This window comes from Haladaptatus marinus, from assembly GCF_051194195.1.
On record NZ_JBLZNK010000003.1, the window covers coordinates 1 to 23,857 of the forward strand.

Genomic DNA, 23,857 nt, shown 5'->3' on the forward strand with positions numbered 1-23,857 from the left:
GCGCGCCGGGCCCCCCCCCCCCGACCACTCGACATTCCGTCCTCACTCGGCCGTCTCCGGAACGTAGCCGTGAAGAAACGGCAGTTTCGTCTTCGTGACCTGCTCGACGAAATCGACGACGACCCTGTCCTCGGGTTGGAGACACCCCATCGCGGAGACGGCGACGAGTGTACCCACGGCGGTGACGACAAGTGCGACGGGAAGCGTAATCATGGAGAGCGAGACCATCTGCGAGACGACTACTGCCGGAGGAAACAGGAGCAGCGGCACGCGCGTCATCGTTCGGACGGTCCATTTGGAGAACGGCGAGATTCCGAACTTCAGCCACAGCACGGCAAACATGAAGACATTGAGCGTAACGTTTGCGACGGCGGACGCGACCGCCGCGCCGACGATTCCGTATGCCGGAATCAGTACGAGGTTCAAAGCGAGGTTAAGACCGAACGCGAGCGCGTTGCCCGTGAGTATCATCCCGGTGTGGCCGAGGGCCGAAAGCGTCTCGCGGTTTCGACCACCGGCGGCGTTGGTGAAAAACCCGAGCGAAAGGATGACCAGCGCCAACGCGCCGCCCGCGTACCGCTCGCCGAAGAAGACGGTCAGGATGTCCGCCGGGAAGGTGAAGAACAGGAGAAACGCCGGAAAGGTCACGACGAAAATCCACTTCGTCGTGAGTTGGTAAATCGATGTTATCTCGTCCCGTTCGCCGTTCGCGTCGAGTCGAGAAGCGAGCGGCAGATACAGGAATCCGAACGACGAGAGCGCGATGAGCAAGCTGTTGGCGAGCGGGTAGGCCGCGGCGTACAGTCCGACTTGATGCGAGGTTTTGAAAAACCCGAGCATGACAGTGTCGGTGCGGGTGAGGAGGTCGGCGAGAACCGACGAAACTACGAGCGGTGCGGAAAACAGCGCCATCTCCCGCGTGTGGAGTCGAAACTCGCCGACGAGCGGTAACAGACGATTCAGCAAATAGTGGGCGGCGACGAACGCGACGGCGGCACTGATGAGATACGCGTATCCCGCCGCCACCGAACCGACCCCGAGGGATAGCAACCCGACTAGGAGGAGTATTCGTCCGAAGGGGTACAGCAGGTCGCCAACGTACGTCTTGTAAATGGTGTTCTCGAACCCGCGAATACCGCCGACGCCGACCTGATAGCCGACGACGAGTGGAATTGCGAGAACGAACACGGGGACGAGGTCGCTCGAATCACCCTTGTCGAAGAGGTTCGCGGTGATGAAGTCGGCTTCGAGATACAGAACACTCGCCACTGCGACTGCGACCACGCCGGCGAACAGCAGGCCGGTCAACCACGCACCTCGCACGTCTCGTTCGTCTTCGAACCGGGACATGTAGCGCGGGATTCCCTGCCCGAAGCCGACGAGTGCGAACGTAACCCCCAACGACATCGTCGTGAGCGCGATGTTCACTTCGCCGAACGCGGCCGTCGTGAGACTTCGCCCGAGGACGATTCGTTCGAGGAGCTTCGCCACGGAGGCGATGGCGGCACCGACGAACACGAGACTCGCACTCGAAAGGAGGTTCCGAAGTTCTCGTTGGTCACCCATGGATTTACAGATAGCCGAGGTCTTCGAGTCTCGATTCGACTGCTCCCTCGTCGCCGATGCGTCCGCCAGTTCCGAACTCCACGTCGGAGTATGCGTTCGTTTCCACCGGGTCGGGTAGCAACCCATCCGGAACGGTTCCGGTCATCCGTTCCGGGACGGGAAGACCTGCCGCCGCCATGGCGATAGGTGCCACATCCGAGAGTGAGAGTCCGGCGAGGGTTGCGGTTCCGTCGAAAGCGGGGCCCGCGCCGATGAACACGCCATCCGGCTTGTGGTTGTACTCTTCGACTGCGAGGAATCGTTCGCCGACAAGGCTTGGCAGGACGAGGTGGTTCATCTCGTTCGGCATGAACACGACATCCGGGCCGCTCTTCGGGTCGGTGCCGGAGGACACGTCTTCGGCTCGCTTTACGAACTCGAACGCCGGACGGCCGTCCGGCGTTCTGAGCGCCGAGAGGATATCGATGAGCTCCGACCGAACCGCCTCGTACTCCGATTCGGGAACGACGCCCTCGGGGTCGCGCCCCTCGAGATTGATGCGGACGCCGAGTTCGCCCAACGCACGACAGTAGGCTTTCGAGCGCCGCCAATCGACGGTCTGATCTGCGGCCGCGAGCACGTTCGCCGGAACTGCTCGCTTCAGCGCCGACCCTAGTCCGAACCATCGTGCGGTCGTGTACACCTTGCCCGGCGTGATGCCGACCGTGTTGAGTCCGGCCACACCTTTCGCCAGCGCGGATTGTGTGAGAGTTCGGTTCGATTCCGACTCATCACCTTCCGATGGTTCGACGAGTGAATTCTTCACCGTCGCCAACCCGGTTCCGTGATCGTCGCCGTTCGTGGCGGCCTCGACGAACCCGTGTCGCCGAAGCACCTCGTTGACGAAAATTTTGTAGCCATCCGTGGGCCCCATGCCGTGGTCCGAGCAGACGACGACGTTCGCGTCTTGGGTGACTTTCAGGATGGTTCCGACGAGTTCGTCGGCCGCTCGATAGACGCGCCGGAACGCCGTGCTGTCCTCGAAATTGTGGAAGACCGCGTCGGTTTTTTGTACTTGAATGATGGCCACACGCCACTCCCAGTTTTCGAGGAGATACTTCGCCGCACGCGCGCGTAACCCGATTGCGTGGACGTATCCATCGAGCTTTTCCCCTTTGTCGCTCGACATCTCCCCTTTGGAGTAGATGTTGTACTCCTCGCCGAGCGCCTCCGACAGTTCGTTTCTGATGGTTTTCGGATAGCCCTCAGCGTCCTCGGGCGCGAGATAGCCCGGAACGAGCGCTCCCGTGAGCGGTTCTGCGGGATGCGTCACGGGTACGTTGAGCACGATTGCGGGTTCGTTTATCGCCGTCAGATAGTTCCAGAGGGCAGGTGCGGCAACGTCGTTGCGGGTGATGATGCTCGCTTCGTCGGGATAGGAGTCAGTGTAATCGAAGAACCCGAACGCGTTGTGCTGGGTCGGATCGGTTCCCGTGTACATCGACGGCCACGCGCTTCCAGTCCACGGCGGATGGGTCGAGCGAAGCGGTGCGGCGACACCTTCGGAGCGAAGTCGGGAGAAGTTCGGTAACTCCGATTCGAACTCGTCCAAGTACTCGAAATCGAGTGCATCGAACCCGAGGACGACGGTACGTGATGCGTCTGAACTCATCGACCGTTCCCCGAACACGAATCGACGGTCGCTGATTTCCCCCCACTGCGCTCCGTGACACCGAGCGTCTGCGTTTCGACACCGAAATCTGTTCCGGGTCGACTGCCAGTTGTCCCGTCTTTCATTCCGATTGCAACGCCCTCTCGGAGATACTTTGTTATACTCCGTCGTTGGAACTCGGTAGGACTTCCTTACCGAGGGTCGTCTTCCCCTGATATGATCGAAATGACTCGCTAGTTCGTGGTTTCTATCCAGGGTGGCCGAGAGCTTCAGTGACGTGGTCTCCGTGGCCGGGTAACGACGGCTAACCTCGGAGTGATGGGCCGTTATTGTGACGTTATACCACGCCACAAACCGTCTTCTTCGTGAACTCTCAAAACTCCCGATTTCGCAACCCTCGCCGCTAATGCTGGACGTATTTATAAATTAGTAGCCGCCCATTGAATGGAGATCGCTACGCTTATAAGTTGCCAACCGTTCGTTGAACCTGCATGGCACGCGACTACGAGAACGACAAGACACACAACGAATCGTTACTCAACCGACGTTCGTATCTGAAGATGGCTGGCTCCGCGATTGCCGCGACCGGTGCCGCGGGCGTGAGCACTGTTGCAGGCGCGAAGGAGTACGAGACGATTACCGTCTCGGCTGGCGAGCACAAGGCGATCTCCGTCGGCGATGGGCAGACGTACGAGAACAAACTCATCGACGTAACTGCCGAGGGTGCCGGTGTTGCCTTCACGACGAGTGGAAGTGGCTGGACAATTCGAAACGTCGGTATCAAGGGACAGCACAGCGGTGAGAGCTTCATCATGATGCCCGGCGTCGAGTCCAAAGACGGTGAGGGGCTCATCGAGAACGTCTACATGGGCGACGGAATCAAGGCGAAAGAAAGCGGTGGCGGTGTCTGGGTTAACGCCAACCTGCCCCACCAGGGTGTCATCAACATCAAGGGAATGCACCTCGCCAACGCGGTCAACAATGGTCTGTACGCCTCCGGCCCCGGAAGTCAGGGTGCCTACGGTATCACGAACGTGGATGACTCGTACTTCCGTTCGAACAACATCGCAAACATCCGGACGAACGCGAAGGGCGACCGAACTCCGTACGTCAAGAACACCGTGGTGGAAGTCGACGACAGTACGCCACCATGCGGTGAGAACTGTTCGAGTCCCGGCGCCGTCAACAACCGCGGCGTCTGGTCGTGGTACGGTACGACGGAAGTCATCAACTCCGACATCCAGGGTGGATTCGCTACCACGAAGGGTGGCGAAGTCAAGACGAAGAACACCCGAACCGGAGACAAGGCGAAGATGAAGCCTCCGAAGGCCGTTCCGATGTCCGCCGAAGAGGCTGCGAAGGGCGGAAAGCGGTAACTGATTCGGTTTGTGTAGTCTGTTTCTGGCCTCCCTCTTTTCGTTTTCATCTCTTTTGACGACGCGACCGATTCCGCTGATTCGTGAGTGCACTGTATTATTGGTCTCACTCGAGACGTCGCTCGAACGACCGACGATATTTCGACAGTGACTCGTTTTGGATGTCCAGTTCGACGGCGGAAATCCCTCATTTCCCCACGGTAATCCGTCGTTGACCGGCTACATCGACGTAATCGATGAGTGACGCACTGATTTGAAACGTGGCAATCCCGCTGTTTTCAACCCGCTGTGACACATGCTATCGTATGTATCCGACTCTATTTCGATGTCGACTACCGCCCACATATATCATATTTCGCTATATCAATTCCCTCTGTGCAGTGCCAGTCATTATTCAGGAGACACGAAAATTCTACCCTGTCCATCGATGTCGAGTATCTACCGCGGTTCCTAACGCAGTCGACGTAGCAAATAAATTATTATCGTCGTACCTGTTTGTCGTTGGAAGGATTTCAGAATGTCTTCCCCGGATGTCTCAATCGTTACTGCCGCGTACAACTCGGCGGACTACATCAAGCAGGCCCTCGAAAGCTTGCGGCAACAGACGATCGATGATTCTCGTATCGAACATCTCGTCGTGGATGACTGTTCGACCGACGAGACGGCGGCAATTGTCGAATCGGTCGAGACATCATATCTGCGCCTCATCCAAAAACAGGAAAACAGCGGAAACGGGACGATTGCCTGGAACCACGGAATCGAACATGCACGCGGTGAGTACGTAGTCATCCTCGATTCGGACGACGAGTTTTTTCCATCCTTGGTCGAGCGGTCATCGGACGTTCTCGTGCAGAACGATGACGTCGATTTCGTCTATACCGACTACTACGAGCGATTTCCCGATGGAACTTGGGAAATCGTCGAAACTGACGCGGCCATTTTGAACACCGTAACAGTCGGCGTGATGCACCGAACCGACCACCTCCGGCAGTTTGGGCTGTTCGACCCGGAAATGATTTTCGCGGAGTACGACCTCTTGCTGCGGTATCTCGATGCTGGTTTCGATGGACAACACATCGCAGACCCACTTTTCGTGTATCATCGACGGAGGGATAGTCAGACGGCGGATAGCGACCGAGTCGATGCCGGAAAAGAGGAATTGCGAAACAAGTTCGGCGACGATGCCCGAATACGTGAGTATCGGGTCTGACGAACGAGCAAACGAGAGGTAGGTGCGGGCCGACTACAGAAGATTCGCTTGAATCGATTCTGCTACTTCGTCCATCGCTTCGTCAGCGGTGGAAACCGCGTCGGTGACACTCAAAAAGCCGTGTGCCATCTCGGGGTAGTGATTGTGCCAAACCGGCACATCAGCCTCGGCGAGTCGGTCGGCGTAGGCGATTCCTTCGTCACGAAGCGGGTCGTAGCCACAGGTGACGACGGTTGTTGGTGGAAGCCCCGAGAGGTCGCTTGCGCGAAGTGGCGACGCGAAGGGGTTCGCTCCATCGACCGGACTTCGGAGGTACTGATTCCAGAACCATTCCATGTCCGATCGACTGAGAAGCGGGCCGTCGCCGTTTTCGACGTAGGAGTCGGTGTCGAAATCGTGGTTCGTGACGGGATACAGCAGACACTGGTGTGAGAGCGTCGGACCGTCGAACTCGCGCGCTCGAAGTGCGGTGACTGCCGCGAGATTTCCACCCGCACTCGTGCCCGCGACGCCCAGTTTACTCGGGTCACCGCCGACCGAATCGGCGTGATTTTCGACCCACTCCAGCGCGGCAAACGCATCGTCCACGCCTGCGGGAAACGGTTGTTCCGGTGCGAGTCGGTAATCGACCGAGACGACGACACACTCCGCCCGTTTCGCCAACTCCCGGCAGACGCCGTCGATGGAATTGAGCGTTCCGAGCACCCACCCGCCACCGTGATAGAAAACGACGACGGGAGCGTCCTGCACGTCGGGTCGGTACACGCGAATCGGGATTTCGCCTCGCGGGCCCGGAATCGCAAGGTTGCGGACGAAATGAATCTCCTCCTGCTCGTCCGCGGTGAACACGTCGTCTTCGATTCTGCGGGCACTTTCGACGGACATCGCGTGCCACGGTGGAACGCCCATCGCTTCGATTTCCTCGATGACGGCAGCCATTTCGTCGTCCATACAAACCCCTTGATGGCCGGCGTGTTATACTTTCAGCAAGGCGTGGTGACGTGTGAAGGAGCAGACCGCCTTCGAGACATCGTCACCGCGAACGCTAGTCGTTTGGCACCGTGATGATGGGGTCACGTAGCCATAGCACGTATGACCCCTGATGGCTTCTTGGTTCATATGAGTACTATCGCAGAAATGGAACTCCCGGCACAGGAGTTCGCGCTGAGAACGACGTTGGAACACGTTCCGGACGCCGAGTTCGACGTAGTTCGTGTCGCCGCTCATGACTCGAAGCACGTATTACCATATATTTGGGCAACTGCGGACGATTTCGAAGAGTTGGACGATGCGCTTCGTGACGACCCGAGCGTCGATGACCTCAGCTTGCTCGAAGACCTCGGTGACGAGCGTCTCTATCGAATGAACTGGGTCGACCAGATTCGCGTCGTCATTCACATTCTCATCGAGGAGGAAGCGACGATACTGAACCTCCGCGGGAAAGAAAGCCGCTGGCGGCTTCGTATTCTCTTTCCGAACCGTGACGCACTGTCTACGACCTACGAGTTCTGCGAGGAGTCGGGACTCTCGCTCGACGTGCGTAACATCTACGAGATGAGTGACACGCGCCACGGACTGTTCGGACTGACAGAAGAACAACACGAAACGCTGATGATGGCGCTCGAATCGGGATACTACGACGTTCCACGGGATGCGACGGCGGACGACCTCGCCGACAGCTTGCATATTTCACACCAGGCGATTTCGGAGCGCCTCCGACGTGGGCATCGCAGTCTCGTCAAAAACGCGCTCGCAGTCGGCCCCGGTGATGGGCGGGACTAACGGTCGTTCATTCGGACGCTCGTTTGCGCACCGCAGATAGCACACGTGGTGACCCGATAGGGTTCCCGTGAAAACGCACTGTGCTCGGCCTGCTCGTTTTCGGTTCGAATTTCAATACCCACGGCGTGTGGCGTCTCGCTCCGACAGCTATCGCAGTGTTCCCGCTGTTCCGTGTTCTGTAGCTTCGATTTCATGATTGTACTCCCTGTGGAGGTGTTCCCTTCGCCCCAGCGATGCGGCCGCTCTGGGCGGTTTGTTTGGACTGACTGAATCGGCGGTAATCGAACGCGACGAAGTCGAGTCGGAACAGTTCGAAGTCATCCAGCGACGTGCTCGTTTCGTGCTGTGCCGTTCCGTACAGCGTCTCGTCGGGGTCTTCGTCGGCTGTGACGTCGTGCTGTGGTTCGCCGTACAGATGGCGGCCGTCGTCTGGGTCGCGTTCCGAATCGGACACCGAATGTGACGTCATAGCTTGATTCCTCGTATGGTACCAAGCGTATCCGGGGTCAGGTCGCTCGTGCCTGCCACCGCAAGCGAATAAAAAGGGGTTCGCTACCGTCGAAGCCGAGACGTCAGTTTCCGCCGAAAACGGAGCCGAGTTGGTCGCGCCATTCGCGGAACTCTTCCATTTCGCCTTCGATCTCCGAGATATCCGATTGCAGGGAATCGATTTCGTTCAAGTCGCTCTCGACATCGCTGATATCCGACCGGAGCGTGTTGATTTTCGTCTTCAGCTGCGACTCGGTTTCAGACACCGAATCGGAGAGTTCGGAGACGGTTTCCGAGAGCGCCTCGATTTCAGAAAGATTCTCCGAAAGGCTCTCGACTTCCTCTTCGAGATCTCTCACGCTATCGAAGTCGTCTCGGAGGTCCTCGATTTCGTCGTCCAGCGCGGACGCCTCCTGCGTGTTCGTGGCGACGAGGTCTTCCAGGTCGTTGAGTTGCGTTTCGAGCGTGTCGAGGTTGTCATCGAGGTCGTTCACGCCATCGAGCTTTTCGTCGAGGTTGCTTAGATCGGATTCGAGATCCGCCACGCGTGCGCGCGCCTGCGCGCTCTCCTCTTTTGCGTTCTCGATGTCGTCGTGCATCGTCCCGAGTTCGTCGCGAAGGGATTCCACTTCGCCCTCGAATCCGTCGATGATCGACTGGGCTGTTCCGTTTTCGTCGATGAACTCTTCGAGTGCTTCGGTGTATGCCGAGAGGTCGTCCACGCGGGATTGGAGGTGACGAATCCGGACGTTCGTGCTTTCGGGCGTGTCGAGGTCGAGTTCCTGCTGAATGAGTTTGAGGTCGGCGTCGTTCACTTCACCGGCGCGAATCTCGTCCGCGAGCGCGGCAGCGACGCTTCCGGGTCGCGGCGGTGATGGGGACTGTGTGACATCAACGATGTCGTCTTCTTCGGGGGGTTCGAGGATGCCGTCGTCCGATTCGTCGAGCACGTCGTCGGTCGATTCGGTGGCCTCCTCCTCATCCAGAATTTCGCCCGCCGAATCGGCGGGCGATTCGTCCGACGCTACATCCGTCTCGCTCGTTCCGGATTCCGAAAGTGGGTCGTTCGAGACTTCGGTAGTCGATTCGTCGGTCGCCTCTGCCATCGGGTCGTTCGCGTCCGCGAGCGGGTCGGCTGTTTCTCCATTGCCACCCAGTCCCGGCAGGCCGCTGTCACCAGCGATCACGTCGCGGACGACCTGACTGCTTTCCTCGGAGACGATGTCAGTGATGGTGTGTTCTTCCATCCGACCTTCTGCCTCGTCACCGGCACTGCTGGCGACCGGCGCAACCTCTTCGAGAGAGGGTTCAATAAGGAACGATTCCGCTTCCTGCCAGTCCGAGAGACGGATTCCGTAGACAGTCGTCAGCTCCTCGTCGGGTTCGAGCGTTCGCTCGAACTGGACACGGTGGTCTTTGTACGCCGTCCAGTTCTCGTTCTCGTATTCGGGATGGAAGCCGACGTTGTCCATCGGGAAATTCTCGGGAATTCGGTCGGTGACTCGCACGGTCACTGCTTCGTCACAGTTGGAATGGATTTCGAATCGAATCGCCGGAACGGCGAACTGCTCGCCATCGAACAATTTCTCGATCGTGATGCCGTGTTCGGAACTCGTTATTATTTCATTTCCGCTACTGAAATCACTCATACAGTTCACATCCGAGAAGGGATAAATAAAACATGCGCCGATGTCCTCGTCGAGAAGTTATTAATTTTTTGAACAATATGGGTGGAGAAATAGTTGCTGGACGCAGTATCGCCAGCGAATACGGATTGTGTTCACGAATTCACTCGGTACCCACACCGGTGGTTTCGAAAATTTATCATATGTCACTCATCACTACGAAAACGAACGGCGATTTCGTCCGGGTCGGTCACTTCGAACCCACGTTCAGTCGGAGTCACTGTGACTCCACGTTCGGCAAATCGCTCCCGAATCGCTTCGAGCGCGTCATGGTCTGGGACGACGAGTTCGAACCACTCCAAACCACGTCCGTTTCCTGATTCACTTCGGTTGTTCCAGACGTTTAGACCGATGTGATGGTGGTAGTCGTCGGACGCAAGGAATAGCGCCGCCGACCCGTACTGCTGTCGGACGGTCATCCCGAGCACGTCCGCGTAAAATTCTCGTGCGGTGGCTATCGACGAGACTTCGAGATGAACGTGACCGACGACCGTTTCCGCCGGAATCGTTTTGCTTGCCGTTCCCTGCCCGCGGAGTTCGTCGATATCGAGTGCCAACGTGTCCATTTGAACGTGTCCGTTCTCACCGACTGGCCACGTTTCGCGCGGCCGGTCACAGTACACTTCGATGCCGTTTCCTTCCGGGTCGGAGAGGTACAGTGCATCACTTACGAGGTGGTCGGACGCGCCGCTCAACTCCCACTTCTCCTCGATACGCACCAACGCATCCGTCAGTGCGCTCCGCGATGGAACGAGAAACGCCGTGTGGAAAAGGCCCGTCTCGTCTCGTTCGCGTTTCGAAGCGTCTCCATCGCCGATCAATTCGAGTAACCGCTCGTCTCCCGCGCCGAGGGTCGCTTCTTGCTCGTTTTTCGCTTGCAGTTCGAGGCCCACCACGCCCTCGTAGAACGCACTGACTCGGTCGATATCGTTCACACGAAGGGCGACACGATCGACAGTTGTCCCTGGCAGAAAAGTTGCGTTCGTCTCCGTCATTGTCCGTTCGAACAACCGCTTCGAGCAACCCTGTACTTTGTTCTACAGGGAGAATCGGCTTCTATCGTCTCCAGTTTCCAACTCGTTTGTCTCTGAACTATTCCGAGTCGTCTTCGTCATCTCCACCCGCGTCGTCTTGCTTCCCTCCTTCGTCACGCGCCTCGTCCACTCCCTCATCCCTTGCAACGTCGTCCGAAATATCCTCCACTTCGATGCTGACGGGTTCCGTCTCGGATTCTTCGTCGTTCAAGTGGCTGTCGAGGTTGAACACAGTGTTGAGTTCCCCCTGTACCTGGTCGACGATACTGCCGACGAGTTCGCTCGGCGCGATTGCGGTGTACTCGTAGGGGTTGTTTCCGGCCCCGGCACTCTCGCGTTTCTCGCGGATGACTTTCTCTTCCTCGTGAAGTTCGGCGAGGGATTCGCGCACCGTACTCGGGTACAGGCCGGTTCCTTCGGCGATTTCCTCGCTCGTACATCCCGGTTGCTTGCGGAGGTAGACGTAAATCCGCGCCCGTGTCTCGGTGTCGAGCACCCACGAAAGCAGATCGACGATTCCCTGGTCGAAGCCTTCGACTGCCTTGTCCGCCTCCTCTTCGAGGCGTTTTCGCCCGCGTGACAGTGGTTTTTCGTCGTCCGTTTCCCCTGCCGCACCCGTCTCGACGGGTACCTCCTCACCAGCGTCTTCGGCATCATTTCGGTCGTTGTCGATGTCATCCCCGGACATGTTGTTCCCAGAAGGACAAAAGCCGGTGTCGGGTAAAAAACTTGCTTACAGGAGCAGCGACTCGCAAAGCGCCTCGAATCCGTCTTCCTCTCGAACGCGTCGCTGATGTTCGGCACCGCTCTCGCCATCGAAAATATCGCCGATGCCGGAGACACCGAGTCGGTCACATTCGCGCTCGACGACTTCCCCGAGCGAGATTTCGCCGTCACGGTCGCGGCGAATGAACGATGCCTCGTGACCGTAGCGCATCGCGCGCCATTTGTTCTCGTCCAGCAGTTCCCGGCGATGGCGGTAGCCCGTTTCGCCATCCTCGTATCGCTCGACGAGGTCGGTGATAAGCGCGTGCGTGTATTCGACGAATGCCAGCACACGCTCCGGGTCAGCCTGTCCGTCCGGGCTTCTAACTTCGACAGTTCCGTGTCCGGAGTGCGGCCGCACGTCGTACCAGAGTTCGCCGCGGTCGTTAATCGACCCGCATTCGACCATCATGCGTTCGAACTCGGAAAACTCCTCGAACGAGTCGAAATCGGTCGGCATTCCGGTGTTCGGAAGCCCCTCGAAAATTTTGGCCCGTGCGGACTCCAAACCGGTGTCGTATCCGTCCCAGTACGGTGAGTTGGCAGAAAGCGCCAGCATGACCGGGAGATACCAGCGAATTTCGTTCGCCACCCACACCGCGGCGTCCGCGTCGTCGACGCCGACGTGAACGTGAAGTCCTGCCGTGGTGTTGCGGTGCTGTGGGTACTGAATACGTTCGAGTTGCGCGCGGTAGCGCTCCTTCTCGGCGTGTTTCAACTCCCGCCATTTCGCACCCGGGTGGAGACCTGCCGCCGCGATACCGAATCCCTGTGACCCCGCGTGTTCAACGAGCGCTTCGCGGACGGCGCGAACATCCTCTTCAACGTCGGAAACCGTCGTCTTCGGGGTTTGTGTTTCGATGACGCATTTGAACAACTCGTGGTCGAGACGGTCATCGAGGATTTTCGGGGGGGCGGTCTCGTAGACGAGTTCGTCAGTGCCCGCGGTTGGGACGCCTCGCTCATCGACGACGAAGAACTCCTCTTCGACGCCGAGGGTACCCATTTCCGTGAAATTCTCGGCCGAACCCAAATCCATTTTTCGGAAATTAGCAACCGGACACGTAAATACTTCCGGAGACGGCGACCACTACCGGGGAACTGCGACGACGCCGAGGTGGTCGGTGTGGAACGGTTCGAGTCGCCGAGTTTCCACGAGTTCGTACTCCTCCCGGAGGGATTCCCGTGCGTGGTCGAACACGGATTCCGGGTCGCTCGCCACGTCCTCGCTTCTGGCCTTGATGGCGAGGAGAAGTCGGCCATCATCCTTGAGGAACTGGCGATTCTCGCACGCCACCCGTGCCTGCCCACGAGTTGCCACGTCTTGGATGATGACATCGACGTTTGATTCGACGACCTGTGCGTAGGTCGCCGGTTTTCGGGCGTCCTTCAGGAGGGGAAAGAGGGTGTCACGGGACTCGGCCACATCGAGCAGGTCGCGGGTCGGTCGTGGTGCGAACTCGACCGCGTAGGTCGCGCCCGAAAAATCGGCGACGTGGCTCACGGTCGTCCCGCTGGCCGCGCCGAGGTAAAGCACCGTCTCGTCGCCCTGAAGGCCAGTATCCATTTCGTGCTCCAACATCGCTGCCAGCTTGGAGCGCCGGGCGTCCCAGCATCGCCAGTCTCCGTCGGTCGGTTCGCCGTAAACTGGCGATCCTTGCGTCGCCAGTCGGCTCTCACCACCGAATTGTCTGCGTTCGACACCTGCCGGAAGGCTTGAATCGCTCATTCGTCCGCACCTCGTGACCGGATCGTCGCCATCCGACGGTCGAGTTCCTCCTTTAGTTCGGAGTTGTGCTCGCCCGAGTAGTGGTCGATTCGCGCGGCGATGACGAGTTTGCCGGAGAGGGTACGGGCCGCCGACCCGCGTTGGTCGTGGGCAGTGCTCCGGACGTATTCGTGAGTGTAGATTATTCCGTGCTTCGGCGATGATGCGTGCCCGCGGAGATGTGCAAACAGGGCGTTTTCCGCACCGAGCACCTGTACTGTTCCGCCGGGCATCTTCGCCAGCGAATCCAGTCCACCCGCCAGCGCGATGAGTCGCGCGGCGAGCACCGGCCCTGCGAGGTTGGAAAGGTTCGGCGCAACTGCGGGAGCCTGTTGCTCGACGAACGTTCGCAACTCGTCACGTTCGTCTGCGAGGGCCGCGACGCGACGGGCAAGCGAGATTACCCGATTTTCGACCGGCGTTTCCGGGTCGATGTCCGCGAGTTTCGTCGCGTACTCGACGCCGGTTCCCGCGTCGGGATAGAGCGTCCCGGCCCACTCCGCGACTCGTTCGGCGAGTTCGTTCGCCTCGGATTCGCAGTCGTCCATCGCCCGAACCGCGTGAACGAGCTGCTGGTCGTCAGCGCGTTCACGCTCCGTAACGGCCTCGCGGGTTGCCTGGATGCTGGCCGCCCGGAGTTTCGCGTAGTAATCCGACTCGTCCTCGGCAAACCCGGATTCGACGGCTTCGACGGGCCAGTCCGTCGGGGCGTCCGCGCTCCCCTCTCGGATGGCTTGCGCGCCTGCGTCCACGTCATCCGGCGAGACGCCTGCGAACCACCCGTCGGCGTCTGATTCGGTCATGTCCGTGGGTTGTTCGGCTTCTCGTTTAAACCTACGTTTACTCGTCGAGGCGGGGAGTGTTGGGAAAATCAGCCTGTTTGTGGTCGATTTGGTCGTTCGAGCGGTTTTTTTTGATGACGTTTTCCGCTTGTTTTCTCGACCTGTGACGTGCGTCAGTATGCTGTCTGCAAATCACGACTCCAATTATACCGCCTCCGAAACCGCGTGCTCGAAGTCTCGCCAGCGCGCGCCACCTCTCTTGACTGACCAGCCGCATGGGTGAGCCCTTGACTGACAGCGCGTTCGCACGAATGCTGAACGCCAGTGAGGCATGGGTACAACTTCCGCGCTGGCGGGGAGGGGTGGAGGAGACTGCGCTGGCGGTGTGGCGGCGGTTTCCTACATAGCGACACTGTAACAAGCAAGTATTAGAACGAAAAGACACAGTCAGAGTCTGTTGAACTCTTCACGTCGTGCCGACCCCGTATCAAAATCCAATCTCCTCCGAGCCAAAACGAACACAACAAAATGTCTCATCCAACCGCCCCTACCGCGATGAAAGTTGTTAAGACCCGTCCCCAGAGTTGGCATCTATGGCCGGTGTCTACGCGCATCCTGACTACTACGAAATCGCCTTCGATTTTCGCGATGTGTCTGCCGAAGTAGATTTCTTCGAAACCTGTATCGACCGATTCGGCGATGGAGTGACCGACGCGGACTCGGTTCTCGAAATCGCTTGCGGTCCGTCGCCCTACCTCCTCGAATTCGACGCTCGCGGATACGATTTCACGGGGCTCGACAATTCGTCGGAGATGATTTCGCACTCCATCGAGAAGGCCCGCGAGCACAACATCGAGGCGACGTATCTCCGGCGAGATATGGCGGATTTCTATCTCCCCGAGCGAGTCGATTTCGCCTTCTGTGCGCTCGGCTCGCTCTATCTCGATTCGAACGACGCCCTCCGGTCGCATCTCGATTCGGTCGGGGATGCACTGACGCCCGGGTCACTCTACTGTATCGACGGTTCCATCGATTTCCCGGGCGGCACGTCGTCGAAACACGAGTGGGAGACGACACGCGGCGACACGACAGTCGAGTTCTGTATCGAACAGCAACCGACGAACGTGGCGGAGCAGTTGACTCACCAGACGATTACGACGACCGTAACCGACGAGGAGGGAACGCACACGTTCAGCGAGGAGTACGAAATTAAGACATTTGCACCCCAAGAGTTCCGCATGGTAGCCGAAGACAGCGATTTCGAACATGTCGGATGGTTCGACAGCTTCGACTTGGGAAAACCGGTCGCGGAGTGTGAACCGGGAGCACTTCACCGTCCGGTAACGGTTCTTCGGAGGCAGTGATGCACACCGAACTCTGGGGTTGGGATGTCGAAATCGACGAATCGCTCGTTGCAGCGTCGTCCGACGAAATCCATGAACAGATCGACGAATATGCAACGGGCGACCGCGACGAGTTCGACCTCGAGGTCGAATTTCCGGAGTCGTTTACCGGGCGGGTCATGTCCGCGATGGCGGACGTTCCGCGTGGTGAGACGCGAACCTACGGTGATATTGCCGAAACGCTCGATACCGCCGCAATCGCGGTGGGACAGGCCTGTGGACGAAATCCGGTGCCGGTCGTTATCCCCTGCCATCGCATCGTCGCGGCGGATGGACTCGGTGGCTACTCCGGTGGTACGGGTGACCGTCTGACGCTCAAAAAACGGCTACTCGACCTCGAATCACGGTAACTACTCCGCGATAGCAATCGCGGAAATTACTCCGCGACGACGCTCGATACTCGACCGGTGATGCCCGACTCTAGTTCGACTTTGACACCGCCGGGTTCGGTCTCCTCTTCGGAGAGGATTTTGGCGATATCTCCTCGAAGCGGTTCGGCTTCGTCCGCGTTTTCCGCGTTCGTCTGCTCGATTTCCACGGCCATTCCTCGACGCAGTTCGTCACGTGTTGGTCGCTCTGCGGACATACGTAGCGGTACATCCCTCCGGATAAAGAGAATAGTGACTTATTTCAAATACATCCAAAACAAAAATATCGATATCACTATTGGTTATCCGTGTGGTTTGTCCGATAGTATCATGCCCTCCGAACGCAGACGAACGATTCTCGCAGCGGTCGGTTCCATGTTTTTCACGGGTTGTCTCTCGGAAATCGCCTCGAAGACGAACGGACGGGAAGGACTTCTCGAAGCCGTTCCATACGGAGAAAAACCACTCAACGCGATAACGACGGCGTACGATAGGGTAGAAAATCCCTACTATCGAAAGGCGGTCGCTCGTGCCTGTGCGACCAACAGCAGTGCACACATCACTATCCCACCGGACGATATTGAAGAAGCTAAAAGTACGTGAAGGTGATGTTGCAACTCCTGAACTGAACCCCGTCCTGGAATAACTGACTTCTGTTCCGAATTGGGAATCCCATTTGGAGAGGCCGTAACTACACGGGCTGTCGTAACTCTTCTAGCCATGGCAAGTTATAGCTTGACAATAAATTTAATTCGTAGACAAAATAGATATAACAAAGTGGCTCATAGACAAAAATGCGGCGCCATCATCCCCCCTTCTCCCTGACACTGCCCACTGAGCGACGCTATTCGAACTTTTCAAACGGCTGTTCACAGCCATTACAGAAGTGCATCGAGCGACAGAGCGATGGCCCTTTCGGGTGTTCGCGGTGCGTGTCGGTCGAACCGCAGTAGGGACATTCTGCACCCTTGTCTTCGCCGCTCGTCGTCACGCTGGGGTCGAGTCGTCTCATATGCTCAATCCGAACTCCCGTAGGTCATCTTTACCCTGTTCGGTCACCATCTCGATGGACCACGGTGGACTCCAAACGAGTTCGAGGTCGGCACTCTCGACGCCCTCAACATCGGCGACGGCCTCTTCGATTTCCTCGGTCAGCATCTTCCGCGCCGGACACCCGGTGTAGGTGAGGGTCATGATGACCGTCACCGAATCGCCCTCCATTTGGACGCCGTAAATCAGTCCCAAATCAACGATGCTGATGGGCATCTCTGGATCTTCGATGTCGTAGAGGGCGTCCCAGACTCGCTCTTCGAGTCCGGTCGCTCCCTCTCCAGTGGCGGGCAGTTCGTCTGGGGAGTGCCCCCGCTCCGAGTAGTCGGTGTAGGCGCAGGCTGTGGGTTCCGACTCGATGTCGTACGCTTCCGAGTCGATTTCGTATTCTTGTGGTTCGTTGCTCATGGTGTTATTCGGTGGTCATTTTGACCCCTCACTGCTCATCGTCGGGGTCGGGCATGATGCGGTGCGCTTCGCTTCGACCGAGTTCTCGGTACGACCGCGTCATGTCGTCGTGCAGGACTTCCCAGTCGTCCGTGTGGCTCCCATCCCGTCCGAGATGTTCGGGGAGCAGTTCGTCCGGATTGCCGTCCTGAACCTCTTTCGGCACTTCGACGCCTAGCGATGCGAGGAACGGGACGACGGTGTCGAGCCACTGTTCGCGCATCGACGGAAGCGATTCGGTTCGGATGCCGAGGTCGTCGATTTCCGAACTCGCGTCGCCATCCTCGAAGAGCGTTAGTGCGTACGGGAACAGTCGGTCAACCGCCGACTGCACGCGCACCGTTCCCGCGTCGTCGCTCGCCAACCGTTCGAGCCAGTTCTGGGCGTGTTCGAGGTGGTAATTCTCTTCACTGAGGATTTTTGCGACTCTGTCCGCAATTCGGGGGTAGGACGTGTCTTCGAGGGCTTCGAGGCGCAGTTTCTCGGCCACGTCGTAGAGATATCCACGAACGATGGCGTCGGCCCAGTCACCCGATTCGAACGGCAACTCCACGAGTGTCGAATGCCGGAAGTCGCTCGGGTCGCGCTCGAAGATGAGTTCGGATTCCGTGTAGCCGAAGTCCTGTAGCAGGTCGTACCAGAGGCGAGCGTGCCCGAGTTCGTCCTGCGCGATGTTCGAGATGGCGAGGTCGGATTCGAGCGTCGGCGCGCGAACCTGCCACTCGGTGTATCGCTCCGCGAGGACGAGTTCGTCGTCCGCGAGGCGGTAGAGCAGGGATTCGACAGCGGCCTGTTCGTCGTCGCTCAGTTCGTCCGGCCCGGCGAGTTGCGCGGACATTATGCCTCACCTCGCTGGCGGTCGGCTTTCTCCTGTTCGGCCTCGGAATCTTCGATTTCTTCGGCGAAACTGGAGTCGATACGGTTGTACGCCATCACCCACCGGTAGGATTTGTCCGTCGTGCCGCCGAACGAGGTTTCGTCGGCATCGACTTCTGCGATTTCGTCCTTCGGGACGACCCAGATGCTGTTCGTCGGCTTGCGCCGCCCGTGCTGAATCTGAGCGAACATGAGCGCCATGTCGCGGTCCGGCGCATGGACGTTTCCGCAGTGGGTGTGGTACTTGCCTGCTTCGTCCTGTCGGAATACTTCCCAAATCATCTTAATCAGCCGCCACCGGCGTGTTCGAACTTCCCGTTTCCCAGTCGTCCAGCACGTCACGAACCCACTCGACTGCGTCCTGTGCGTTTTTGCGGCCGTTTATCTGACCGACGCCGGGTTCGTAGCTGTTCTTGGCGATCTGGAAGAACTCGTCCCAATCCAGGTCGTCCTCACGGACTTTGTAGGTGTTCGTCTCCTCGTCGTACTCGATACGAGGTTCTTCTGGAATCTCCAGCCCGTACTTCTTCGCCTTCGGGATGTAGGCGTTGAGGAAGGCGTTTCGAAGGTCGTCGTTCGACATCGTCTTCAACCCGACGTCGGCGGAGAAGTCGTGGTGGGTGCTCTTGTCATTGGTCGGCCCGAAGAACTGGATGATGCGCGGCCACCATTCCTCGAAGGCGTCCTGCATGAGTTCCTGCTCCTTTTTTGACCCCATCGAGAGTTCGCGCATGATGTCCTCGCCGTGCTTGACGTGGAACCCTTCCTCGAAGCACACCTTGTCCATCGCGTGGGCGTAGGGTTCCCAACTCGTGCGCTTCAGAGTCGCCTGTCGGCGCATCGCGGCACCGTCAACGAAGAACGCGATCATCGGCGTTTCCCACCATTTTTCCATCTTGTAGTGGAAACAGTTGAGGAACTTGCCCTCGCCGTTCGCCAACTCGTCGAGCATCTGCTCGCGGGTTTTGATGCCGAGCGATTCCGCGGCGCGGTAGAGCAACTGTCCGTGGCCGATTTCGTCCTGTACCTTCGCACTGCACGCCAGTTTTCTATCGAGGCTCGGTGCCTGCCGGATGAACGGTCGTTCGAGGTACGCGCCCATGATTTCGGAGTTCGCGTGGAACTGAATCATACGGGTCGCGGCTTTGCGGTACTCCTCCGGCATGTCGTCCTTCGGACTGAACTGCCGGGGGCCCGCCCGCTCTTTGACGGTATCCAAGTCCATGTTCATATCTTATATGCCCCGACCCATACCATTTCACCCGTTCATAGACTGGGTTTAAATACTCTGGAATCATACGACTCCGCAATGATAGACGAGTGTCTCGTCGTCGAATTTGCAGTCACTGGGGATGATTGCCCCCTCGCAGAGGCGTCGAAGACGACAGGCGTCCAAATCGACTGCCAACCCCCGCAACATCGCGACGATGGCTACGCACTTTTGCGATTTAGTACTCCTGAAGAGAGCGATGGCATCACCGAATTTCTCGATGCAGACGACCGAATTCGGTATCTTCACGTTTCGACGACTGATGGGAGGCAAAACTTCAGATGCCTCTCGAAACATCCCTGTGTCGTCCACGAACTGACCAATGGTGGCTTCATGGCCGAATCACTTCGCTACCGCGACGGAAGCGCGACGTTCACGGGTGCAGTCGTAGGCCACGACGTGTTACAAGGTGTGCTCGAAGCAGCAGGCGAAACGGTCGGAATGCAGCTGAAGCGCGTCCATCAACTCGGTTCCGAAGACGAGAACGTCGTTGCCCAACAGTGGGATGTGACACCGACACAGGAACGCGCACTGCGAACCGCCTCGGAGATGGGGTACTTCGGTGTTCCGCGTGAGACGACAGCGAGTGAGGTTGCCGAAGAACTCGGTATCAGTAAGTCCGCATTTTTGGAGCGAATCCATCGTGCCGAGCGGTCGCTGTTCTCACAGTTGTTCGACTAATTCATTGTCTCTGTCCACGCATGGACTATCCGAACAAGAAAAATGAAATTAATAGTCCAGCGGAAGATTATTGAGGATTGGCATCTTCGGATTTTTTACTGTGGTCTCTACAGACATCCCTCCATATCCCGAGATAACTCTTCTCGTTCTCGGCTATTTGGCTGTCGCACAGACACGACATCTTCCGGATGGATTGTCACTGGTCGGATACGTGCTTGGATTTTCCTTCTCGTGTTGATTCCGCTGCTCGCACTGGACGACCCCGATTCGATTTCGACAACCAGTAGGGCAAAATAGCTCACGCACGCTATTCGACAGTATGAATCTCGTGGCGGCACTCGCTGCCGAATCAAGCCTACTCTGTGTCGTCGGGGCGGGTGGCAAGAAATCGACGCTGTACGCACTGGCGTCGCGCATCGACCGAGCAGTCGTGACTGCGACAGTGCGAATCCCGATTTTCGACGACCACGTTGCGGACGTAGTCGTCACTGGTGCTCCCGCGGACGCGCTCGAATCTGCCGAGGAGTGGCCGCTCGGTCTCGTCCCGGAACGGGAACGACCCGACCGCTACCGCGGATACGAACCGGAAACGGTAGCGTCGGTAGCGGACTCCAACACCAATGCGAACTCGATTTTCGTGAAAGCGGACGGTGCTCGCACTCGACTGTTGAAGGCTCCGAACGAGCGTGAACCACAGCTCCCAGCGAACGCGAACGTCGTGGTTCCGATTGCGAGTGCCCGCGTGGTCGGAAAACCCCTGACCGAGGAGTTCGTCCACCGTCCGGAACGTGTGGCGGAGATAACCGACCGACAGGTGGGTGAACTGATCCACGCGTCTGACGTCGCTGGTGTGCTGGCGAGCGAGCGCGGCGGACTAAAGGACGTTCCCGACGATGTGACCGCGATTCCCGTCGTGAACATGGTGGACGACGACCAGCGAGAAGAAACTGGTCGAGAGATTGCAGAGATGGTTCTGGCGGAGGCGGACGTTCCCCGTGTCGTGCTCACGCAGATGACGGCGCAGAAGCCAGTCGTAGCCGTGGTCGAATAAGTGGCGAACAGACGACACGGACGACGGATCGCATGGCTGAACGTGAAGCGGTGTGCCGTGCTCCCGCGGGTCGCTTCACGGCGATAGTCAGTGCATAGAGCCGATGGCCCCGGTTTCGGTGATAAAATTCAGGGTCGAAATCGTTCGGCAGCGATCTCGAACTCTTCACGGGTGTTGATGTTCTCGAACGATTCGAGTGAACCGTGTTCACGCAAATCATCCGCTTCGACCACCACGTAGTCGAGTTCGAACAGCGCCTCGATAATTTTCCGCTTGTTTTCTTGGAGCGCAGTGTCGCAGGCTTCGACCATCAGATTCGACCGATATACTGCGTGAGTTGTCTGAAACCAGTTGTCTTCTAGCTGTGGCACCGCGGCTTCGTGACCGTCGGCCCTATCGAAAAGGTAACTCACGAGTTCGGGGCTGACGAAGGGCATGTCGCAGGCGACCACGAACGCGTATTCGGCATCACAGGTTGCAAGTCCGTTCCTGATCCCCGCCATCGGTCCTTGGTCGGGGTTGGGGTCGATGGCGAATTTCGCCGGGTGAGAGTAGTCTTGGACTGCCTCTGCGATACCATCGCGTTGACTCTCCCGGCAGTTGACGACGAGTTCGTCGATGACGCCGCCGATTCGGTCGGCGACGCGGCGGAGCATCGGAACGCCGGCGAGGGTGGCGACTGCTTTGTCCCGGTCTCCGAACCGTGTCGAACGCCCGCCCGCGAGAATGACTCCTGCTGGCATCGTTCGACCCTACGGAGCGTGTCGATAAGTGCCTGTGGCCGCGAGTGTTTTTGTCGTTCATTCCATCGATTCTAGGTGGATGGCTCTCGCCGACAGACTGCTCCGTATCGACCTTACGACCCGGGAAATCGTGAGCGAACGAATACCCAAGTCGTGGCTGCGGCGATTTATCGGGGGTAAAGGTCTCGCTGCACGATATCTCTACGACGAACTCGACCCCGGAACCGACCCGCTGGCTCCCGAAAACGCGCTGTTGTTCATGCTCGGCCCGCTGACCGGGAAAACACCCGGCGAATCGCGGTACGCCGTTGTCACCAAATCGCCACTGACCGGAACGTTCCTCGATTCGTACACCGGTGGTTCGTTCCCCGACTCGCTTGCGCGAGCGCTCTCCAACCATCTCGGGATTTTGGTCACGGGTGCTTCTTCCGACCCCGTCACGATTCGAATTGCGAATGGGGAGATGACGATAGAATCCGCGGAGAAACTGTGGGGCGCGACGGTTCCGAAAACGTGTGACGAACTCGACCGGGCGGCCGCTTGCATCGGCCCTGCTGGCGAACGTCTCGTTCGATACGCAACCATCGCCTCCGACGGGGGTGACCACCACGCTGCTCGCGGCGGCGCAGGTGCGGTGATGGGTTCGAAGGGACTCAAAGCGGTCGTCGCCGATGGTGGTGAATCGAGCGAAAACACGGCGGACGAAGGAGACGACGCTCGCTATCGTTCGACCGATATCGGGCGATGGCAGGCGGCCAGCGAGACGGTCGAAACGATAGATTTCGCGAACGAAGTCGGCGTCCTTCCGACGAGGGGGTGGCAGGAAAGTTCGTTTGAGGGTGCAAACGATCTTGGAATCGATTCGATTCGAGAGTCGGCAGTTGGCCGCGAGCGGCCGGAAGACGACGTTTCAGGTGGTTTCAGAGTCGATAGCGACGAAGGCGAAACGGTTCCGCGCGGCGCAACCAGCATTTCGCTCGGTGCTGGTCTTGGCATCGACGATTTCGATGCAGTTGCCGTCCTCGGTTCGGTTTGCGATAAACTTGGCCTTGACCTCATCAGCGCGGGGAACGCAGTTGCGTGGACGATTCGCGCCGTCGAAGAAGGATTGCTTGAACGGGACATCGAATTCGGCGACGACGAATCCGCACGCACCTTATTGGAGGAAATCGCCCGCCGCTCGTCGCCGCTGGGTAACGTTCTCGCGGAGGGAATCGACGCGACGGCGGCCCGCTACGGTGGCAAAGAACTCATCCCGACCGTGAAAGGAATGGATTTGCCGACCTACGACCCTCGGAGTTCGCCGTCGATGGCGCTTGCCTACACGACCAGCGACCGCGGTGCGTGCCATCGCCGGGCGCGTCCGGTGCTCGACGAGGTGTTCGCTACCGAAGAATGGAGCGATGACCGCCGCGCAAAGGCGGTCGTCGCGGAGCAGAACCTTCGGTCGTTTCTCTGGTGTCTCGTGGTGGACGATTTCGCAGGTGAGGCGTTGTGGAAAGACGGCGGCGAGGAGTGGTTACGGGAGGTCGGATTCGAGCGTTCCCGCGACGAGCTGCTTCGAATCGGCGAGCGAGTGTGGACGCTGACGCGGTTGTTCAACGTTCGAGAAGGGTTTTCGCGCGAGGATGACGTGATTCCACCGGCCCTCCAGCAGCCGGTTCGTGGCGGATTGCACGACGGCGAACGACTCGAAAACGAGTCGTTCGCCCGACTGCTGTCGGTGTACTACGAAACCCGCGAATGGGACGACAAGGGTCGTCCGACCGAGTTACTGCTCTCCAGACTCGGACTGGATGACGTGGTCGACTCCGAAACACCGGTCGGGGACGAAACAACGATTCGCAAAAAGTAGCCGCC

General features: G+C 58.5%; 28 protein-coding genes. 9 read left to right on the forward strand and 19 right to left on the reverse strand.

Annotated elements, in window-relative coordinates:
* Positions 1-42: 42 nt before the first annotated feature.
* The 3 genes from ACN2TU_RS05510 to ACN2TU_RS05520 are packed head-to-tail and all read right to left on the reverse strand — an operon-like array spanning position 43 to position 3,342.
* Positions 43-1,566: an oligosaccharide flippase family protein gene (locus ACN2TU_RS05510; RefSeq protein WP_435153663.1), complete on the reverse strand. Its 1,524-nt coding sequence runs from the start codon at positions 1,564-1,566 to the stop codon at positions 43-45.
* Between the two features lie 4 nt (positions 1,567-1,570).
* Positions 1,571-3,217 (reverse strand): alkaline phosphatase family protein, encoded by a 1,647-nt coding sequence (locus tag ACN2TU_RS05515; RefSeq protein WP_435153664.1) that lies wholly within the window; start codon positions 3,215-3,217, stop codon positions 1,571-1,573.
* A complete protein-coding gene (locus tag ACN2TU_RS05520; RefSeq protein ID WP_435153666.1) occupies positions 3,214-3,342 on the reverse strand; it encodes a hypothetical protein in 129 nt (42 codons plus the stop codon). Before ACN2TU_RS05520 ends, ACN2TU_RS05515 begins: the two co-directional genes overlap by 4 nt.
* A gap of 366 nt (positions 3,343-3,708) precedes the next feature.
* On the opposite strand from ACN2TU_RS05520, the gene ACN2TU_RS05525 reads away from it, so the two are divergent.
* Both ACN2TU_RS05525 and ACN2TU_RS05530 read left to right on the forward strand, forming a co-directional pair.
* On the forward strand, positions 3,709-4,593 hold the full coding sequence (locus ACN2TU_RS05525; protein ID WP_435153668.1) for a hypothetical protein: 885 nt from the start codon (positions 3,709-3,711) through the stop codon (positions 4,591-4,593).
* A gap of 517 nt (positions 4,594-5,110) precedes the next feature.
* Positions 5,111-5,803 carry a glycosyltransferase family 2 protein gene (locus ACN2TU_RS05530; RefSeq protein WP_435153670.1) on the forward strand — a complete coding sequence of 231 codons (693 nt, stop codon included), beginning with the start codon at positions 5,111-5,113 and terminating at the stop codon, positions 5,801-5,803.
* A gap of 33 nt (positions 5,804-5,836) precedes the next feature.
* Here the strand turns inward: ACN2TU_RS05530 and ACN2TU_RS05535 are convergent, their stop codons facing one another.
* Entirely contained in the window at positions 5,837-6,754 is a 918-nt protein-coding gene (locus tag ACN2TU_RS05535) for an alpha/beta hydrolase (RefSeq protein ID WP_435153672.1), read from the reverse strand.
* A 168-nt stretch (positions 6,755-6,922) separates the two neighbouring features.
* On the opposite strand from ACN2TU_RS05535, the gene ACN2TU_RS05540 reads away from it, so the two are divergent.
* Positions 6,923-7,585 carry a helix-turn-helix domain-containing protein gene (locus ACN2TU_RS05540; RefSeq protein WP_435153674.1) on the forward strand — a complete coding sequence of 221 codons (663 nt, stop codon included), beginning with the start codon at positions 6,923-6,925 and terminating at the stop codon, positions 7,583-7,585.
* On the opposite strand, the gene ACN2TU_RS05545 is transcribed toward ACN2TU_RS05540, so the two are convergent.
* The 8 genes from ACN2TU_RS05545 to ACN2TU_RS05580 all read right to left on the reverse strand — a co-directional run bounded on the left by ACN2TU_RS05545 (position 7,582) and on the right by ACN2TU_RS05580 (position 14,129).
* Complete coding sequence (locus ACN2TU_RS05545) at positions 7,582-7,779, reverse strand: DUF7835 family putative zinc beta-ribbon protein (protein WP_435153676.1); 198 nt, start codon at positions 7,777-7,779, stop codon at positions 7,582-7,584. The genes ACN2TU_RS05540 and ACN2TU_RS05545 overlap by 4 nt on opposite strands.
* Positions 7,776-8,054 carry a hypothetical protein gene (locus ACN2TU_RS05550; RefSeq protein WP_435153678.1) on the reverse strand — a complete coding sequence of 93 codons (279 nt, stop codon included), beginning with the start codon at positions 8,052-8,054 and terminating at the stop codon, positions 7,776-7,778. Before ACN2TU_RS05550 ends, ACN2TU_RS05545 begins: the two co-directional genes overlap by 4 nt.
* A 103-nt stretch (positions 8,055-8,157) precedes the next feature.
* Positions 8,158-9,723 carry an AAA family ATPase gene (locus tag ACN2TU_RS05555; protein WP_435153680.1) on the reverse strand — a complete coding sequence of 522 codons (1,566 nt, stop codon included), beginning with the start codon at positions 9,721-9,723 and terminating at the stop codon, positions 8,158-8,160.
* Between the two features lie 182 nt (positions 9,724-9,905).
* Positions 9,906-10,754, reverse strand: coding sequence for a VOC family protein (locus ACN2TU_RS05560; protein ID WP_435153681.1), 849 nt, complete (start codon positions 10,752-10,754; stop codon positions 9,906-9,908).
* 97 nt (positions 10,755-10,851) lie between these two features.
* Entirely contained in the window at positions 10,852-11,481 is a 630-nt protein-coding gene (locus ACN2TU_RS05565) for a winged helix-turn-helix transcriptional regulator (protein ID WP_435153683.1), read from the reverse strand.
* Positions 11,482-11,526: 45 nt separating this feature from the next.
* Entirely contained in the window at positions 11,527-12,597 is a 1,071-nt protein-coding gene (locus ACN2TU_RS05570) for a glutamate--cysteine ligase (protein WP_435153685.1), read from the reverse strand.
* A gap of 51 nt (positions 12,598-12,648) precedes the next feature.
* On the reverse strand, positions 12,649-13,287 hold the full coding sequence (locus tag ACN2TU_RS05575; protein ID WP_435153687.1) for a fibrillarin-like rRNA/tRNA 2'-O-methyltransferase: 639 nt from the start codon (positions 13,285-13,287) through the stop codon (positions 12,649-12,651).
* Positions 13,284-14,129, reverse strand: a complete 846-nt coding sequence (locus tag ACN2TU_RS05580; RefSeq protein ID WP_435153688.1) for an NOP5/NOP56 family protein — start codon at positions 14,127-14,129, stop codon at positions 13,284-13,286. The genes ACN2TU_RS05575 and ACN2TU_RS05580 overlap by 4 nt, the downstream gene beginning before the upstream one ends.
* A gap of 572 nt (positions 14,130-14,701) precedes the next feature.
* On the opposite strand from ACN2TU_RS05580, the gene ACN2TU_RS05585 reads away from it, so the two are divergent.
* Entirely contained in the window at positions 14,702-15,472 is a 771-nt protein-coding gene (locus ACN2TU_RS05585; RefSeq protein ID WP_435153689.1) for a methyltransferase domain-containing protein, read from the forward strand.
* Positions 15,472-15,861: a methylated-DNA--[protein]-cysteine S-methyltransferase gene (locus tag ACN2TU_RS05590; protein WP_435153691.1), complete on the forward strand. Its 390-nt coding sequence runs from the start codon at positions 15,472-15,474 to the stop codon at positions 15,859-15,861. The genes ACN2TU_RS05585 and ACN2TU_RS05590 overlap by 1 nt, the downstream gene beginning before the upstream one ends.
* Positions 15,862-15,887: 26 nt before the next feature.
* On the opposite strand, the gene ACN2TU_RS05595 is transcribed toward ACN2TU_RS05590, so the two are convergent.
* The gene (locus tag ACN2TU_RS05595) at positions 15,888-16,097 is read right to left on the reverse strand and encodes a DUF2196 domain-containing protein (protein WP_435153693.1); all 210 of its coding nucleotides are present in this window, start codon (positions 16,095-16,097) and stop codon (positions 15,888-15,890) included.
* Between the two features lie 112 nt (positions 16,098-16,209).
* Between ACN2TU_RS05595 and ACN2TU_RS05600 the strand changes: the two genes are divergently transcribed.
* A complete protein-coding gene (locus ACN2TU_RS05600) occupies positions 16,210-16,482 on the forward strand; it encodes a hypothetical protein (RefSeq protein WP_435153695.1) in 273 nt (90 codons plus the stop codon).
* A 241-nt stretch (positions 16,483-16,723) separates the two neighbouring features.
* On the opposite strand, the gene paaE is transcribed toward ACN2TU_RS05600, so the two are convergent.
* The 5 genes from paaE to paaA are packed head-to-tail and all read right to left on the reverse strand — an operon-like array spanning position 16,724 to position 19,477.
* Complete coding sequence (gene paaE / locus ACN2TU_RS05605) at positions 16,724-16,891, reverse strand: 1,2-phenylacetyl-CoA epoxidase subunit PaaE (protein WP_266077074.1); 168 nt, start codon at positions 16,889-16,891, stop codon at positions 16,724-16,726.
* Positions 16,888-17,337, reverse strand: coding sequence for a 1,2-phenylacetyl-CoA epoxidase subunit PaaD (gene paaD / locus ACN2TU_RS05610; protein ID WP_435153697.1), 450 nt, complete (start codon positions 17,335-17,337; stop codon positions 16,888-16,890). Before paaD ends, paaE begins: the two co-directional genes overlap by 4 nt.
* Before the next feature lie 28 nt (positions 17,338-17,365).
* Positions 17,366-18,214, reverse strand: coding sequence for a 1,2-phenylacetyl-CoA epoxidase subunit PaaC (gene paaC / locus ACN2TU_RS05615; protein WP_435153699.1), 849 nt, complete (start codon positions 18,212-18,214; stop codon positions 17,366-17,368).
* On the reverse strand, positions 18,214-18,534 hold the full coding sequence (gene paaB / locus ACN2TU_RS05620) for a 1,2-phenylacetyl-CoA epoxidase subunit PaaB (RefSeq protein ID WP_435153701.1): 321 nt from the start codon (positions 18,532-18,534) through the stop codon (positions 18,214-18,216). The genes paaC and paaB overlap by 1 nt, the downstream gene beginning before the upstream one ends.
* 1 nt (position 18,535) lies before the next feature.
* Positions 18,536-19,477, reverse strand: a complete 942-nt coding sequence (gene paaA, locus ACN2TU_RS05625) for a 1,2-phenylacetyl-CoA epoxidase subunit PaaA (protein ID WP_435153702.1) — start codon at positions 19,475-19,477, stop codon at positions 18,536-18,538.
* Positions 19,478-19,561: 84 nt separating this feature from the next.
* Here paaA and ACN2TU_RS05630 point away from each other — a divergent pair, with 84 nt between their 5' ends.
* Both ACN2TU_RS05630 and yqeC read left to right on the forward strand, forming a co-directional pair.
* Positions 19,562-20,203 carry a helix-turn-helix domain-containing protein gene (locus ACN2TU_RS05630; protein WP_435153704.1) on the forward strand — a complete coding sequence of 214 codons (642 nt, stop codon included), beginning with the start codon at positions 19,562-19,564 and terminating at the stop codon, positions 20,201-20,203.
* Between the two features lie 319 nt (positions 20,204-20,522).
* Positions 20,523-21,254, forward strand: coding sequence for a selenium cofactor biosynthesis protein YqeC (gene yqeC / locus ACN2TU_RS05635; protein WP_435153705.1), 732 nt, complete (start codon positions 20,523-20,525; stop codon positions 21,252-21,254).
* 128 nt (positions 21,255-21,382) lie between these two features.
* Here yqeC and ACN2TU_RS05640 read toward each other — a convergent pair whose 3' ends face one another.
* Positions 21,383-21,997 carry a molybdenum cofactor guanylyltransferase gene (locus tag ACN2TU_RS05640; protein WP_435153707.1) on the reverse strand — a complete coding sequence of 205 codons (615 nt, stop codon included), beginning with the start codon at positions 21,995-21,997 and terminating at the stop codon, positions 21,383-21,385.
* Positions 21,998-22,076: 79 nt separating this feature from the next.
* Here ACN2TU_RS05640 and ACN2TU_RS05645 point away from each other — a divergent pair, with 79 nt between their 5' ends.
* Positions 22,077-23,852: an aldehyde ferredoxin oxidoreductase family protein gene (locus ACN2TU_RS05645; RefSeq protein WP_435153709.1), complete on the forward strand. Its 1,776-nt coding sequence runs from the start codon at positions 22,077-22,079 to the stop codon at positions 23,850-23,852.
* Positions 23,853-23,857 lie beyond the last annotated feature (5 nt).

Excerpts from the sequence above, each read along its gene's own strand:
- ACN2TU_RS05510 (WP_435153663.1), bottom strand. The coding sequence starts at position 1,566 with ATGGGTGACCAACGAGAACTTCGGAACCTCCTTTCGAGTGCGAGTCTC.
- ACN2TU_RS05515 (WP_435153664.1), bottom strand. The coding sequence starts at position 3,217 with ATGAGTTCAGACGCATCACGTACCGTCGTCCTCGGGTTCGATGCACTC.
- ACN2TU_RS05520 (WP_435153666.1), bottom strand. The coding sequence starts at position 3,342 with ATGAAAGACGGGACAACTGGCAGTCGACCCGGAACAGATTTCGGTGTC.
- ACN2TU_RS05525 (WP_435153668.1), top strand. The coding sequence starts at position 3,709 with ATGGCACGCGACTACGAGAACGACAAGACACACAACGAATCGTTACTC.
- ACN2TU_RS05530 (WP_435153670.1), top strand. The coding sequence starts at position 5,111 with ATGTCTTCCCCGGATGTCTCAATCGTTACTGCCGCGTACAACTCGGCG.
- ACN2TU_RS05535 (WP_435153672.1), bottom strand. The coding sequence starts at position 6,754 with ATGGACGACGAAATGGCTGCCGTCATCGAGGAAATCGAAGCGATGGGC.
- ACN2TU_RS05540 (WP_435153674.1), top strand. The coding sequence starts at position 6,923 with ATGAGTACTATCGCAGAAATGGAACTCCCGGCACAGGAGTTCGCGCTG.
- ACN2TU_RS05545 (WP_435153676.1), bottom strand. The coding sequence starts at position 7,779 with ATGAAATCGAAGCTACAGAACACGGAACAGCGGGAACACTGCGATAGC.
- ACN2TU_RS05550 (WP_435153678.1), bottom strand. The coding sequence starts at position 8,054 with ATGACGTCACATTCGGTGTCCGATTCGGAACGCGACCCAGACGACGGC.
- ACN2TU_RS05555 (WP_435153680.1), bottom strand. The coding sequence starts at position 9,723 with ATGAGTGATTTCAGTAGCGGAAATGAAATAATAACGAGTTCCGAACAC.
- ACN2TU_RS05560 (WP_435153681.1), bottom strand. The coding sequence starts at position 10,754 with ATGACGGAGACGAACGCAACTTTTCTGCCAGGGACAACTGTCGATCGT.
- ACN2TU_RS05565 (WP_435153683.1), bottom strand. The coding sequence starts at position 11,481 with ATGTCCGGGGATGACATCGACAACGACCGAAATGATGCCGAAGACGCT.
- ACN2TU_RS05570 (WP_435153685.1), bottom strand. The coding sequence starts at position 12,597 with ATGGATTTGGGTTCGGCCGAGAATTTCACGGAAATGGGTACCCTCGGC.
- ACN2TU_RS05575 (WP_435153687.1), bottom strand. The coding sequence starts at position 13,287 with ATGAGCGATTCAAGCCTTCCGGCAGGTGTCGAACGCAGACAATTCGGT.
- ACN2TU_RS05580 (WP_435153688.1), bottom strand. The coding sequence starts at position 14,129 with ATGACCGAATCAGACGCCGACGGGTGGTTCGCAGGCGTCTCGCCGGAT.
- ACN2TU_RS05585 (WP_435153689.1), top strand. The coding sequence starts at position 14,702 with ATGGCCGGTGTCTACGCGCATCCTGACTACTACGAAATCGCCTTCGAT.
- ACN2TU_RS05590 (WP_435153691.1), top strand. The coding sequence starts at position 15,472 with ATGCACACCGAACTCTGGGGTTGGGATGTCGAAATCGACGAATCGCTC.
- ACN2TU_RS05595 (WP_435153693.1), bottom strand. The coding sequence starts at position 16,097 with ATGTCCGCAGAGCGACCAACACGTGACGAACTGCGTCGAGGAATGGCC.
- ACN2TU_RS05600 (WP_435153695.1), top strand. The coding sequence starts at position 16,210 with ATGCCCTCCGAACGCAGACGAACGATTCTCGCAGCGGTCGGTTCCATG.
- paaE (WP_266077074.1), bottom strand. The coding sequence starts at position 16,891 with ATGAGACGACTCGACCCCAGCGTGACGACGAGCGGCGAAGACAAGGGT.
- paaD (WP_435153697.1), bottom strand. The coding sequence starts at position 17,337 with ATGAGCAACGAACCACAAGAATACGAAATCGACTCGGAAGCGTACGAC.
- paaC (WP_435153699.1), bottom strand. The coding sequence starts at position 18,214 with ATGTCCGCGCAACTCGCCGGGCCGGACGAACTGAGCGACGACGAACAG.
- paaB (WP_435153701.1), bottom strand. The coding sequence starts at position 18,534 with ATGATTTGGGAAGTATTCCGACAGGACGAAGCAGGCAAGTACCACACC.
- paaA (WP_435153702.1), bottom strand. The coding sequence starts at position 19,477 with ATGGACTTGGATACCGTCAAAGAGCGGGCGGGCCCCCGGCAGTTCAGT.
- ACN2TU_RS05630 (WP_435153704.1), top strand. The coding sequence starts at position 19,562 with ATGATAGACGAGTGTCTCGTCGTCGAATTTGCAGTCACTGGGGATGAT.
- yqeC (WP_435153705.1), top strand. The coding sequence starts at position 20,523 with ATGAATCTCGTGGCGGCACTCGCTGCCGAATCAAGCCTACTCTGTGTC.
- ACN2TU_RS05640 (WP_435153707.1), bottom strand. The coding sequence starts at position 21,997 with ATGCCAGCAGGAGTCATTCTCGCGGGCGGGCGTTCGACACGGTTCGGA.
- ACN2TU_RS05645 (WP_435153709.1), top strand. The coding sequence starts at position 22,077 with ATGGCTCTCGCCGACAGACTGCTCCGTATCGACCTTACGACCCGGGAA.